The organism is Ignavibacteriota bacterium (assembly GCA_016708125.1).
Lineage (GTDB): Bacteria > Bacteroidota > Ignavibacteria > Ignavibacteriales > Melioribacteraceae.
In genome coordinates, this window is record JADJGF010000001.1 from 3,142,316 (window position 1) to 3,156,883 (window position 14,568).

At 28.7% G+C, this 14,568-nt stretch carries 13 protein-coding genes; 12 read left to right on the forward strand and 1 reads right to left on the reverse strand.

Annotated elements, in window-relative coordinates; all coding sequences use genetic code 11:
• Positions 1–4 precede the first annotated feature (4 nt).
• The 12 genes from pheS to IPH62_13655 all read left to right on the forward strand — a co-directional run bounded on the left by pheS (position 5) and on the right by IPH62_13655 (position 13,681).
• Positions 5–997, forward strand: a complete 993-nt coding sequence (gene pheS / locus IPH62_13600) for a phenylalanine--tRNA ligase subunit alpha (GenBank protein ID MBK7106309.1) — start codon at positions 5–7, stop codon at positions 995–997.
• A gap of 15 nt (positions 998–1,012) precedes the next feature.
• Positions 1,013–3,409 carry a phenylalanine--tRNA ligase subunit beta gene (locus IPH62_13605; GenBank protein MBK7106310.1) on the forward strand — a complete coding sequence of 799 codons (2,397 nt, stop codon included), beginning with the start codon at positions 1,013–1,015 and terminating at the stop codon, positions 3,407–3,409.
• 1 nt (position 3,410) lies between these two features.
• A complete protein-coding gene (locus tag IPH62_13610) occupies positions 3,411–3,728 on the forward strand; it encodes a hypothetical protein (GenBank protein ID MBK7106311.1) in 318 nt (105 codons plus the stop codon).
• 48 nt (positions 3,729–3,776) lie between these two features.
• Positions 3,777–4,076, forward strand: a complete 300-nt coding sequence (gene zapA / locus IPH62_13615) for a cell division protein ZapA (protein ID MBK7106312.1) — start codon at positions 3,777–3,779, stop codon at positions 4,074–4,076.
• A gap of 214 nt (positions 4,077–4,290) precedes the next feature.
• On the forward strand, positions 4,291–5,862 hold the full coding sequence (gene rny / locus IPH62_13620) for a ribonuclease Y (protein MBK7106313.1): 1,572 nt from the start codon (positions 4,291–4,293) through the stop codon (positions 5,860–5,862).
• Positions 5,863–5,904: 42 nt separating this feature from the next.
• Positions 5,905–6,501 (forward strand): dephospho-CoA kinase, encoded by a 597-nt coding sequence (locus IPH62_13625; GenBank protein MBK7106314.1) that lies wholly within the window; start codon positions 5,905–5,907, stop codon positions 6,499–6,501.
• A gap of 84 nt (positions 6,502–6,585) precedes the next feature.
• Positions 6,586–7,485, forward strand: a complete 900-nt coding sequence (locus IPH62_13630; GenBank protein MBK7106315.1) for a proline dehydrogenase family protein — start codon at positions 6,586–6,588, stop codon at positions 7,483–7,485.
• Positions 7,485–8,519: a tRNA (adenosine(37)-N6)-threonylcarbamoyltransferase complex transferase subunit TsaD gene (gene tsaD, locus IPH62_13635; GenBank protein MBK7106316.1), complete on the forward strand. Its 1,035-nt coding sequence runs from the start codon at positions 7,485–7,487 to the stop codon at positions 8,517–8,519. The genes IPH62_13630 and tsaD overlap by 1 nt, the downstream gene beginning before the upstream one ends.
• Before the next feature lie 18 nt (positions 8,520–8,537).
• Positions 8,538–9,587 (forward strand): endolytic transglycosylase MltG, encoded by a 1,050-nt coding sequence (mltG, locus tag IPH62_13640; protein ID MBK7106317.1) that lies wholly within the window; start codon positions 8,538–8,540, stop codon positions 9,585–9,587.
• A 35-nt stretch (positions 9,588–9,622) separates the two neighbouring features.
• Positions 9,623–11,239 (forward strand): Ig-like domain-containing protein, encoded by a 1,617-nt coding sequence (locus IPH62_13645; GenBank protein ID MBK7106318.1) that lies wholly within the window; start codon positions 9,623–9,625, stop codon positions 11,237–11,239.
• A gap of 16 nt (positions 11,240–11,255) precedes the next feature.
• A complete protein-coding gene (ftcD, locus tag IPH62_13650) occupies positions 11,256–13,088 on the forward strand; it encodes a glutamate formimidoyltransferase (protein MBK7106319.1) in 1,833 nt (610 codons plus the stop codon).
• Between the two features lie 131 nt (positions 13,089–13,219).
• Positions 13,220–13,681: a hypothetical protein gene (locus IPH62_13655; protein ID MBK7106320.1), complete on the forward strand. Its 462-nt coding sequence runs from the start codon at positions 13,220–13,222 to the stop codon at positions 13,679–13,681.
• A gap of 1 nt (position 13,682) precedes the next feature.
• On the opposite strand, the gene purU is transcribed toward IPH62_13655, so the two are convergent.
• Entirely contained in the window at positions 13,683–14,534 is an 852-nt protein-coding gene (gene purU, locus IPH62_13660; protein MBK7106321.1) for a formyltetrahydrofolate deformylase, read from the reverse strand.
• Positions 14,535–14,568: the final 34 nt, after the last annotated feature.

The window sequence follows — 14,568 nt, forward strand, 5'->3', positions numbered from 1 at the left end:
CGGTATGAAAGAAAAAATTGAACAAATAAAAAATGAATTTTTACAAGATTCTATTACTATCTCTGATTCTTCATCTCTTGAAAATCTTAGAATAAAATATTTTTCCCGCAACGGAATTTATGCGCAGCTTTTTGAAGAATTCAAAACTTTATCAAAAGATGAAAAACCTAAATATGGTAAAGTTTTAAATGAAGAGAAAAATATTGCTCAAAATATTTTTGATGAATTAAAAAATAAAATTGATGCAAATAATCAATCGCATAAAAATCAAATTGATTTAACACTTCCCGGAAGAGAAAAAGAAATTGGAACACTTCACGTTTTAACTCAAACTTTAAATGAAATAAAATCAATATTTAAAGGATTGGGTTTTTCAGTTTATACCGGACCGGAAATTGAATCTGATGAAAATAATTTTGAATTGCTAAATTTCCCGGATGATCATCCGGCGAGAGATATGCAAGATACATATTTTATTACTGAATCATTTTTATTACGCACACACACATCGCCGGTTCAAGTTAGATTAATGAAAAATAGCAAACCCCCGTTTCGTGCAATAATGCCGGGCAGAGTTTATAGAAATGAAGCAATCAGTGCAAAAAGTTACTGCTTGTTTCATCAAGTTGAAGGATTGGTGATTGATACTGATATTACTTTTGCAGAATTAAAAGGAACGTTAGTTTATTTTGCAAAACAACTTTTTGGCGAAGATGTAAAATATAGATTTAGAGCAAGTTTTTTTCCGTTTACTGAACCAAGTGCAGAAGTTGATATTTGGTGGCAGCCGAAAGGTAAAGAAGGAAAATGGCTTGAAATTCTTGGCTGCGGAATGGTTGATCCGAATGTTTTGAAAAATTTAAATATAGATTCTGAAAAATATATTGGTTACGCATTTGGAATGGGAATTGAAAGAATGGCTATGCTTAAATACGGAATTGACGATATTAGACTTTTCTACGATAGCGATAAAAGATTTTTAAATCAATTTAAATAAAGTGAGGAAAAAGTTTTGATAGTTTCACTTAATTGGTTGAAAGAATACGTAAACTTAGAGGGAATTTCTGTTCAAGAAATTGTTGATAAATTAACAACTTCCGGATCTGAAGTTGAAGAAGTAATTGATAAATCTAGTGAATTTAATAATATAAATGTTGCAAAAGTTGAAAATGTAAAAAAACATCCCAACGCAGATAAACTTTCTGTTTGCAAAGTTAACGATGGAACTAAAATTTATGATGTTGTTTGCGGCGCGCCAAATGTTCAAGCGGGACAAACAGTTGCGTTTGCAAAAGTTGGTGCAATTATTCCAAATGGAAAATTTGAAATTAAAGAAGCAAAAATTCGTGGTGAAAAATCTTCTGGAATGATTTGCGCAGAAGATGAACTCGGACTTTCCGAAGATCATTCCGGAATTATGGTTTTAGATGAAAATCTTAAAATTGGTGAACCGCTTGCAAAAGCGTTAAATATGGATGATGTAATTCTTGAAGTTGCAATCACTCCAAATCGCTCCGATGAATTAAGTCATATTGGTTTAGCAAGAGATTTATCAGCAATATTTAATCGCGAACTAAATCTTCCAAAACTTCAAACTGAATTTAAAATTGTTGAAAAAAATAAATTTGCTGAAATCAAAATAGAAAATCTGCAAGCTTGTCCGCGCTATTCCGGAATTGTTGTAAAAAATATTAAAGTTGACGAATCACCAAAATGGCTGAAAGATAAACTTACCAAAATTGGTTTGCGACCAATAAATAATATTGTTGATATTACAAATTTTGTTCTTCATGAAGTTGGTCAACCTTTGCACGCTTTTGATTTAGATAAAATTTCCGGAAGTAAAATTATTGTTAAAAATTTTGTTGGTGAAGGTAAATTCACAACTTTAGATTCAAAAGAAAGAAATATGTTTTCTTCGGATTTAATGATTTGCGATGCGGAAAAACCAATTGCAATTGCCGGAGTAATGGGCGGAGAAAATTCCGAAGTAACTTCAGAAACAAAAAATTTATTAATTGAAAGTGCATATTTTAATCCTTCATCAGTAAGAAAAACAGCAAAACATTTAGGTTTATCTTCAGATGCATCTTACAGATTTGAAAGAGGAATTGATCCAAACGGAACTTTATTTGCCGGATTGCGAACTGCAGAATTAATTCAGCAAATTGCCGGTGGTGAAATTATCACAGAAATAATTGATGTTTATCCGAATAAAATTGAAGAGAAAATTCTTAATGTAAGATTTTCAAGAATTGAAAAAATATTAGGTTTCAAAATTTCCGAAGAAAAAATAAAATCAATTTTGGTTGGACTAAAATTCCAAATTGTAAATTCCGATGAAGAAAAAATTGAAGTAAAAGTTCCAACTTTCAGAAATGATATTGAACGCGAAATAGATTTAATTGAAGAAATTATTAGAATTTATGGATTGGATGAAATTCCACCGGTTCAAAAAATTTCTTTATCATTGAACAAAAAAGTTGATGAAACTGATTTTGAAAACTCGGTAAAAAATAAATTAATTGCGTTGGAATTTAATGAAGTAATCAGCAATTCGTTATTGAGCGATGAAAAAATAATTGGAAGTAAAAATCCGATTAAAGTTTTAAATCCGCAAAGTACCGAAATGTCAACGCTTAGAACTACATTGCTTCCGGGAATATTAATGAATATTTCCAGAAACATAAAAGTTAAAGAAACCGATTTAAGATTTTTTGAAATTGGCGAAGTATTTTCATCAGTAAATAATAATATAAAAAGTTTTGAAGATATTGAAGAAAATCAAAATTTAATTTTGGCAATATGCGGAGAAAGAATAAGTTCAAGCTGGTTCCATAAAAATCAAGAATTTGATTTTTATGATTTAGTTGGATTTAACGATAGAATTTTATCATCATTAAATTTTAACGGAAAATTTGAAAAAGAATTTGAATGTGATGATAATATTTTTGAATATGGGTTTACTCAGAAAATTGATAATAAAATTATTGGAATTGGCGGAAAAATAAATCAAGCAATTTTAGAAAAATTTGATATTTCTAAAGATGTTTTTGTTGTAGAATATAATTTAACTCAATTCAAAACTTTTGATAGATTATTAAAGAAAAATATTCCGTTATTAAAATATCCGAAAGTGTTCAGAGATTTTAGTTTCATTTTAGATAAAAAAATTACCTATTTTGAAGTATTGAAGACAATAAAAGAATCTAGTTCTAACCTATTGAAAAATGTAAATTTATTTGATATCTTTGAAAGCGAAAGTTTAGGTATGGACAAAAAAAGTTTAGCATTTCAGTTAGAATATTTTGATGAAGCCAAAACTTTACGCGAAGAAGAAATTGATGCAGATTTTTGGAAAACAATAGAAGCTGTTAAAATTAAATTTAACGCAGAATTAAGAGGTTAAAGTGAGTGAATCTACAAAATATGATTTATTCATGAAGGAAATTGAATCATTGGAACAAATGGTTCAGGGGTATGTTGCAGACACAGAAATTGTTACAAGTGAAAAAATTAATCTTAAGCAAAAAGTTGAAAGTTTATCAAAAGAAAACGAAGTTCTTGTTTTAAAAATTAAAGAATTGGAAAAAAAATTAAACACTGCTGATGAAAAATCATCTTTAGGTGGAATTAAAAAAACAAATTTAGATTTGCAAGAAAGACAAAATTTGAAAAATCAAATTGATGATCTGATTGCAAGAATTGATTATCATATAAGATCGTAGAATTAATTAACAAATTAGTGTTGAAGTTTTAGGTACAGAATAGACAAAATGTCAGAAAAAAAGAAGCTAAAAGTAAAAATATTTGATAAAGAATTTTCATTGCTCGTAGAAAATGAAGAAATTGCAACAGAATTAGCTAACTATGTAAATAAAATTATGGATGAAACAAAAGCGGAATTAAAAGATCAGCCTACAGAAACTATTGCTATAATAGCTGCATTAAATATTGCCTATGATTTATCCGTAGAAAAAAATAAGTTTAGAGAATTTAGTATACAAGCAACTGATAAAATTAAAAAAATAAAGCTTCTTTTAGACAAATCTGATATTGAGTCCATTCCATCATAAATTTCCGCACTGCCAATTAATACATGAAAAACTAACAAAGTTCATTAAGGGTTTCTGACTCACAATGTGTATTACAGGCCTCAATCCGATTCGTCGGATTCCGGTAACGGACTAGTGGAAGTAAAAAGCATTGGGCAGTTTCCCACACTAATAAGGATGAGTTTTTCCATCCTTAGTTGGCAGTTGCGGTTTTATTTCTGTTTTTGGAGGCATTATGGATTATAGTAACATATTATTTATTGTAGCAGCAATCGTTGTTACTTTCGTTATAGCATTTGCAATCGGCTGGTTTATTCACTCAAAAATCGCATCAAATAAAATTAGTGTGGCTAAAGAAAATGCCGCAAATATTATTGCAGATGCTGAAAAAGAAGCAAAAAATATAAAACGAGAAAAACTTTTAGAAGTTAAAGATGAATGGTTAAAAAAGAAACAAGAATTTGATGGCGAAAAAAATACTAAACTTCAGAAACTGCAAGTTTATGAAAAGAAAATTGAGCAGCGTGAGCAAAGTTTAGAAAAAAAATATGAATTGGTAACAGAAAAAGAAAAAGAGAATAAAGAAATTGATAGACAAATTAAGAAACACCAAGAAATAATTGAAAAAAAATTAGAAGAAGTTGATAAACTAATTGCTGATCAAAATATACGATTGGAAAAAACTGCCGGATTAACGAAAGACGAAGCAAAAAAAATGCTGATGGAAAACGTTATTGATAAGGCAAAATCCGATGCTTCACAATTTGTAAATGAAATTAAAGATAAAGCAAAATCGGAAGCAAAAAAAGAATCTCAAAAAATTATTGTACAAGCTATTCAAAGAACTGCGGTTGATCACTCAGTTGAAACAACAGTTTCTGTTTTACAAATTCAAAATGATGAAATGAAAGGCAGAATAATTGGGAGAGAAGGAAGAAATATTAGAGCTTTTGAAGCTGCAACCGGTGTGGATGTAATTGTTGATGATACTCCCGAAGCGGTTATTCTATCGGCGTTTGATCAGTTTAGAAGAGAAATTGCAAGAATTTCTTTAGAAAGATTAATTGCGGATGGAAGAATTCATCCATCAAGAATTGAAGAAGTTGTAAAAAAAGTTGAACAAGAATTGGATGAAGAAATTCAAAAAGAAGGTGAAAATGTTCTCATTCAATTAGGAATTCATGGAGTTAATAGAGATCTTGTAAAATTTATTGGCAGAATGAAATACAGATCAAGTTACGGACAAAATCTATTACAGCATAGTATTGAGGTTGCATATATTACCGGATTTATGGCTGCAGAACTTGGCTTTGATCAACAAATTGCAAAACGTGCCGGCTTACTTCATGATATTGGCAAAACAGTTGATAAAAGTATTGAAGGACCGCATGCATTACTTGGCGCTGAGTTATTAAAAAAATATAAAGAACATCCGGTTGTAATTAATGCTGCCGCAAGTCATCACGAAGATGTTGAAATGACTCATGCAATTTCAGCATTAGTTCAAGCTGCCGATGCGATTAGCGGTGCAAGACCCGGCGCAAGAAGAGAACCGCTCGAAGGCTACGTTAAACGTTTGGAAAATCTTGAAAGTATTGCAAACACTTTTGAAGGTGTTGCAAAAACCTATGCAATTCAAGCCGGAAGAGAAGTTAGAGTTGTTGTTGAGCCGGATAAAGCCGATGATCAATTATCGGAAAAACTTGCTGAAGATATTGCTCATAAAATTCAAGAAGAAATGGAATATCCGGGACAAATAAAAGTTACGGTAATTCGTGAAGTAAGAAAAATAGCTTACGCAAAATAAATAAAATTTATAATGCCGGATTTATTCCGGTATTTTTTTATTATGAAAAAATTAGCAATAGGAATAACCGGCGGAATTGGTTCCGGGAAATCTACAGTTTCTGAGTTTTATGAAACAAAGGGATTTCATGTAATTAAAGCTGATCAAATTGCAAAAAATATAATGCAAAATGATTCTGAAGTAATTGCAAGAATTAAAAGTGAATTCGGAAATGAATCATATCTGGAAAATAAGTTAAACTCAAAATTTATTGCAAAAATTGTTTTTCAAAATGAACAAAAATTAAGAAAGTTAAATTCTATTGTTCATCCGGCAACAATAAAAGAAATTTCTGAAGAAATAAAAAAATATCACATTTCTGAAAATATAATTTTTGTTGAAGCCGCATTAATATTTGAAGCCAAAATGGAAGAACTTTTTGATTACATTTTATTGGTTACGGCTGATGATGAAATTAGAATTGAAAGAGTAAGCAGTAGAGATAAAGTTTCCAAAGATGAAATTGCAAAAAGAATTGAGAATCAAATTCCGGAGAAAATAAAAAAATCCCAATCAGACTTTATTATTGAAAACAATAAAAGTTTAGATGAACTAAAATCAAAATCAGAATTTTTCCTAAAATTATTTCAAACAATTTAATTTATAATCCTTCAAAAGTATAATCCATTCCTTGCTTAGAACGATGCGAACATTTATTTTTCATGTATTAAAATTGAGGTAAATGTGGATTTTGTAAATCAAACTATCGTATCATTTGTTAAGCTATTGCCCAAATCAGTTGTACATATTTTTGCAAAAAAATATATTGCCGGTGAAACTTTGCAAGATGCAATTAATGTTGTAAAGCAGTTAAATCAAAAGGGAATTTTTGCAACTTTGGATGTTTTAGGTGAAGCAATTAAAACTAAAGAGGAAGCAATTAAAGAAAAGGAAGAATGTTTAAGAGTTCTAAACGCAATTAGTCAGAATAATTTAAAAGCTAATCTTTCAATAAAACCAACATCGTTAGGGTTAAGTATTGATGAAGATTTTTTTTATCAGCAATTAAAAGAAGTTTTAACTAAAGCAAAAGAATTAAACAATTTTGTCAGAGTTGATATGGAAGATTCTCCATATACATCAACGACAATAAAAATATTTAAAAAATTGCAAAGTGAATTTGATAATGTTGGGATTGTACTTCAAGCTTATTTAAAAAGAACAATGGAAGATGTTAAAGAATTAAATTTAATAAAAACAAATTACAGATTGTGCAAAGGAATTTATATCGAGCCGGAAGAAATAGCTTATAAAAATAAACAATCTGTTCGAGATAATTATTTGAAACTTCTTGAAAAAATGTTGCAGAATGAAAGTTATGTTGGAATTGCAACTCACGATGAATATTTAGTAAATGGCGCATATAGAATTATTGATGAAATGAAATTGCAAAAAGATAAATATGAATTTCAAATGCTTTACGGCGTAACGGAAAGACTTAGAGATAAAATAAATTCGGATGGTCACAAAATTAGAATTTATGTTCCGTACGGGAAAAAGTGGTACGCTTATTCAATTCGAAGAATGCAAGAAAATCCGGAAGTTGCCGGACACATTGCAAAAAGTATATTTAAGTTTAATTAATGATTGTTCTCGGAATAGAAAGTTCGTGTGATGAAACTTCCGTTTCCATTTTAAAAAATGGCGAAGCGTTAACTAATTTAATTTCATCTCAACATTTTCATAATAAATTTGGCGGAGTAGTTCCCGAACTTTCAAGCAGAGCACATCTTCAACAAATAATTCCGTTATTAAAACAGGCGCTTGTATCAACAAATATAAAATTAACTGATATTGATTTAATTTCTGCAACTGCTGGTCCCGGATTGATTGGAGCGCTTTTAGTCGGATTAACTTTTGGTAAAAGTTTAGCGCTTTCATTGAACAAACCTTTCATTCCGGTTAATCATATTGAAGGTCATATTTTTTCTGGATTTCTGATGAAAGAAAAACCTGAGTTTCCATTTTTGTGCATTGTCGTTTCCGGCGGACACACTTTATTGCTTTTAGTTAAAAGTGAATTTGAAATAGTAAAATTGGGTTCTACAATTGATGATGCAATTGGCGAAGCATTTGATAAAGTTTCCAAAATGTTAAAACTTGGTTATCCGGGCGGACCAATAATTCAAAAATATGCGGAAACCGGCGATGAAAATTCGATAGATTTTCCAATCGGAAAAACAAAAAATAAATTTGATTTTTCTTTCAGCGGATTGAAAACTTCCGTTTTAAGATTTATTCAAAATATTGAAAATTCACGAGAATTGATTGAAAATGATAAACTAAATATTGCCGCATCTTTTCAAAAAGCTGCCATAATATCAATATCAAAAAGAGTTATTTTTGCTTTAAGTGAATTTGAAATAAAAAGTATTTCTTTGGTTGGCGGAGTTGCAGCAAATCAAGAATTACGCAATGAAATAATTTTAATTGGGAAAAAATTTAATAAAAATGTTGTCATCCCTAATCTTGAATTTTGCGGTGATAATGCTGCAATGATTGCTTTGCGTGGATTTCAATATTTTAAGGGAGGATACAAATTTCCGTTAAGTTCAAATGCATATCCTAATTTAACAAAAGATTATTTTGAAAATTCTGTGACAAATAAATTGGCATAAATTATTTTTAAAAAGTTTATGAAAAGAAAAATTTCTAAAAAAATATTCAAAATTTCTAAAAATAAAATTTATTTTTTTATCGCATTACTAATTTTTACTTTAGGATTTTTTTCTTTTTCATTTTATAGCCCAAATTTTAATGGAACATCAAAATCTATTTTAATAGATATACAACAAGGTTCAACTTTCAATTCCATTATTGATTCACTTTACAATAAAAAAATAATCTCAAGCAAAGTAAAATTAAAGTTAGCTTCATATTTATTTAGAGCTGATAAAAATATTAAAGCCGGTCGATATGAAATTCCGGATGGAATTAACTATGTTGAGTTATTAAAACTTTTAATTGAAGGTCGTCCGAAAAATCAAAAATTAGTTACAATTCAAGAAGGTATTTGGCAAGAAAATTTAGCAGAACTTTTAAATAAAGAATTGGGGATTAATAAACAAAGATTTTTAGAATTATCTACGGACGAAAAATTTATCAAAAGTTTAAATTTAAATGTAACTTCTTTGGAAGGTTATTTATTACCGGAAACATATTATTTTTATGATGGAACAAATGAAGAAGAAATTCTGAAAAAGTTGAGTTCTGAAATAAAAAAAATATTTGAGAAGAAAGAAGTTATTGATCAAATGAAATTGTTGATTATGGATCAGAATCAAATTTTAACAATGGCATCAATTATAGATGGCGAATCAAATATTATTCCGGAGTTTAAAAGAATTGCCGGAGTTTATTATAATAGATTAAAAAATAATTGGAAGCTGCAAGCTGATCCTACGGTGCAGTATGTGCTTAGACAAAGAGGTGATAAAATCAATCAAATCCTTTATAAAGATTTGGAAATAGATTCAAAATTTAATACATATTTGTATTATGGATTGCCACCAGCTCCAATTAATAATCCCGGAAAAGAAGCAATTATGGCAGCGTTATTTCCCGAAGAACATAATTATTTTTATTTTGTTGCAGATGGAAAAGGCGGACATGTATTTTCTGAATCTTCTCGTGAACATCAAAATCAAGTAAATAGGTATAGAATTTGGCGCGAAAACAACAAATAAAATTCTTCATAATATTGATTCTCAATTTCTTATTCGTGAGTTGCGCAAATCAACTTTCACCTCCCGGTGGAGAAAAAGATATAATTCCTCCGCAAATTATTTCATCATATCCGGAAAATGGAATGACAAATTTTGAAGATAATTATATTGAATTTACTTTTTCTGAATACGTTAACAAACGAACAATTAATGATGCATTTTTCATTTCGCCAATTTTGGAAGATGTACCGGAATTTTCTTGGACAAATAAATCCGTGGAAATAAATTTTAATGAAAAATTAAAAGAGAACACAACCTACTCTATTGTTATTGGTACTGAAGTTACAGATATCAACAATAACAATAAAATGATTGAACCATTTATTTTAACTTTTTCGACCGGAAGTAAAATTGATAGCGGAAATATAAGCGGAAAAATATTTGCTGATAAAGCAGACGGTACTATGATTTTTGCTTACGTAAATAAAAGCGATACGTTAAATATTTATAAAAATAAACCTAATTACGTTTCACAAATTAATAAAAAAGGCGAATATAAAATTAGTGGATTAGCAAACGGAACTTACGAACTTTTTGCTGTCAAAGATCAATTTAAAAATTTAGTTTATGATAAAGGTGAGGATTTAATTGGATATGCTACAAATAGTATTATAATTTCTGATTCACTTAATAAAGTTGAAAATATAAATTTTTTCTTAACAAAAGAAGATACACTTCCGCCAAATTTTCAAGCAATTACAATGACTGATAAAAATCATATTGTAGTTGAATTTAATGAACCGATTGATAGTTCAAAACTTAGTAATATAAATTTTTCAATAATTGACTCAACACAAAATTCAACTATTGATGTGAAAACAGTTTTTAAAGGAAACTCAAAAAAAAGTGAATACATTCTAGGCGTTGTAGATTCGTTGAATGTTGAAAATAATATTTATTTAATTGCAAAAAATATATTTGACTTAAGCAAAAATGAAATGCTTTCACAAAGTATAAATTTTACACCAAGTGAAAAAGCTGATACAAACATTATAAAAATTTCAAAACTTAATACACCATTTAATAGCAATACAATTGATTATCAATCGCCAAATTTTATTATAAATTTTTCAGATGCTTTTGATATATCCAACTTGAGTAATGATATAAAATTTTTAAATCCGGATAGCAGTGAAATAACTTTTAATTTTTCAAAAATTGATGATGCGTCAATAAAAATAATTCCGGAAAAAGATCTAAAACCAAAATCTATTTACAAACTTAAAATAGATTTTAAGGATATTATAGATTTGGCGGGAAATAAAATAGATACGGTTTTAATCAATAAAATCAATACTATCAGTAATATGGAATTTTCCGGAGTTAGCGGTATTGTTAAATCAAAAAATAAAAATGTAAAAGTTGTAATTAATAATATAGAAAATAAAAAGTCTCAGTTACAAAAAGAGATTATTAAAGATGGTAAATTTGAATTTGATAGAATAATTCCGGGAAAATATTTGTTATGGATTTATGATGATAAAGATTCGAATAATGCATATTCATTTGGAAATTTTGATTCTTTGAAATATTCCGAAGAATTTAAATTTTATCCGGATACTTTAAACCTAAGACCACGTTGGCCAATTGGCGATATTGAAATAGAATTTTAAAATCATTGAGTTAAGTATGAACGAACAATTAATTGAATGTGTACCAAACTTTTCTGAAGGTAGAGATTTAAATATCATCAAACAAATTACCGATGAAATTGAAAAAGTTGAAAATGTAAAACTGCTTGATGTTGACCGTGGCGCTGATATGAATAGAACGGTTGTAACTTTTATTGGTGATAAAAAAGGAGTTGCAGAGGCTGCATTTCAATCAATTAAAAAAGCGTCGGAATTAATTGATATGTCAAAACATTTTGGATCCCATCCGCGTATGGGTGCAACGGATGTTTGTCCATTTATTCCGGTAAATGGAATAAGCATTGATGAATGTATTGATATTTCAAAAGAAGTTGCTAAACGAGTTGGTGAGGAATTAAATATTCCCGTTTATTTATATGAAAAGTCTGCTCAGAAGTACGATAGAAAAAATTTAGCTGTAATTAGAAAAGGTGAGTACGAGGGATTACAAGAAAAATTAAAAGATGAAAATTGGAAACCGGATTTTGGTCCAATTGAATTTAATAAAAAAAGCGGCGCTACAGTAATTGGTGTAAGAGAATTTTTAATTGCTTACAATATAAATCTAAACACAAGGGAAAAACTTCATGCAATTGATATTGCATACGAGTTAAGGGAAAAGGGAAGATCAGCAAGACGACCGGTTTCAACTCCATATTATTATAAAAGTGAAAATTTAGTAAAATATGAAAACGGTTCTTATCCTTGCGGAGACTGCGATTTTATTGGTAATACTATTAATGAAACAATTTCTCATTGTAACGAAATTCATAATTATAATTTGATTGAATTATTAAAATTGAATGAAATTAGTCCAAATAATCCCGAAGGTGAATCTGTAAAAAAAAATGGGATGTTCCAAAACTGCAAAGCAATTGGCTGGATGGTTAAAGATTTTGATAGAGCGCAAATATCAATAAACTTAACGGATTATAATATAACTTCTATGCATCATGTTTTGGAGGCTGCAAGAAAATTAGCATTTGACAGAGGTTTAATTGTTACTGGAAGTGAGATTATCGGTATGGTACCATTTAAAGCTTTGTATGAATCTGGAAAATATTATTTGCAGAAGCAAGGAAGATCAACCGGAATTCCTACTAAAGATATTTTAAATACCGCAGTTCAATCATTGGGTTTAGATGATGTTTCAAAATTTAAAATAGAAGAACGCGTTTTAGGTTTACCGAAAAATTATTCTGATTCATTAATCGAAATGAAATTAAATGATTTTGTGGATGAAGTTTCAAGAGAATCACCTGCTCCTGGCGGCGGATCTATTGCAGCATTTGCTGGTGCTTTAGGGGCAGCATTATCTTCAATGGTAAGTAATTTATCTTCTTTTAAAAGAGGAACTGAAAACATTGATGAAATATTAAATAATTGTGCAAATGAATCTCAGCAAATTAAAGATGATTTGTTGAAAGCAGTTGATGAAGATACTCGTGCATTTAATGATTATATGATTGCAAAAAGATTGCCAAATATCACAAATGAGGAAAAAGAATTTAGGAAAGCTGCAATTTTAGATGGATTAAAAAAAGCTGTAAATGTGCCTTTAAGAACTTCTGAATTATCACTAAAAGTATTGGAAATTTCATTTACAGTAGTAAAGCTTGGAAACCCTAATTCAATTACGGATGTTGGCGTTGGAGCGCAAATGGCTTATTCCGGTGTGCTTGGCGGAATTTATAATGTGCTGGTAAATTTAAAAGAAATTAAAGATGAAACATTTTGTATTAGTATGAAAGAAAAATGTTCATTATTAAAAAATGATGCACAAAATAAATTATCTGAAATATTAAATTTTGTTGAATCAAAAATAAATTAAAATATTAATTTGCGTTTGATATATATTATTCAGTAATTAGGAATGAAGATAAGTTCTAAAAAATTTTAATACAAAATCACTTTTATTTTATTATAAATAAAATAGTTACAACAAATAAACGAGGAGGTTATATGAAAACTTCTTGGTTGTTTATAAGTGTTTTTGTGCTCAATCAAATTATTCCTTCGCCAAACATTTCACAAAATTTAAAAGTTTATCAAATTATTGGAAAGAAAATTGATTTTGTAATTTCAAAGTTTGGTAAACCGATTCATCAAGATAGAAGCAATCCCAATATGCAATGTATATTTTACAAAACTAATAATTCACAATCTGTTTTTGTTTCGGATAATGAAGGGGTTTTTCAAGCAGAATGTTCATATAATTATAGTTCAAAATCTTCTGCAAATGTTGAACTAAATAATTTTCTCACAAAATGTAAAAATGAAGGATATGAAATAGACACAATTAATTCCGCCGAATTTGATTTATCTTCTTCCGGAGTTAAAGTTAATGCTACGCTTTTTGAAAATAATTTTTCTAAAAAGTATGAAATAAAAGTGAAAGCAAATAAATCTGTGGGATTAAAATAAATTAAAATACTATTGTCTTTTTTCCGTAAACCAAAATTCTATTCTGACTTTGAAATAATAAAGCTCTGGCTAAAACTAATCTTTCCAAATCTCTTCCTTTTATAATCAAATCTTTTAAAGAATCATTGTGTGAAATACGAATTATATCTTGCTCAATAATTGGACCTTCATCAAGTTCATTTGTTACAAAATGACTTGTTGCACCAATTATTTTAACACCTCTTTCATACGCTTGCTTATAAGGATTTCCACCAATAAATGCGGGAAGAAACGAGTGATGAATATTTATAATTTTGTTCGGAAATTCGTTTACAAAATTTGCTGATAAAATTTGCATATATCTTGCAAGAACAATTACATCAATATGATTTTCTTTTAGAATGCTTAATTCATTTTGCTCAATTTCTATTTTATTGTTTTGGTTAATTTCAAAATAGTAAAACGGAATTAGATAATTTTCAGCTAATTTTTTAAGATCAGTATGATTTGAAATTACTAATTTGATATTAATATTATACTCATTCAGTTTATTACGCCATAAAATTTCATGAAGACAATGATCATATTTTGATACAAATATTGCAACATTTTGTTTTTCATCATCAAAATTAATTTTCCAATTTGCAGAAAATTCTTGAGCTAAAACCGAAAACGATTGATTAATAAAATTTTTAGTTGATAAATTTTCATCAAAACTCCACGCAACTCTAACAAAAAACATTGATTCTATTGGATCAACATGTTCATCAAGATCAATTATATTTCCATTAAGTTCATAAATTAATTTGGTGATTTTATAAACCAATCCCTTTTGATCTTTACAACTTAAAAGCAAAATTGCAGTATTATGCATATTATTAGATTTTATGGTTTGTATCTCAATTTAA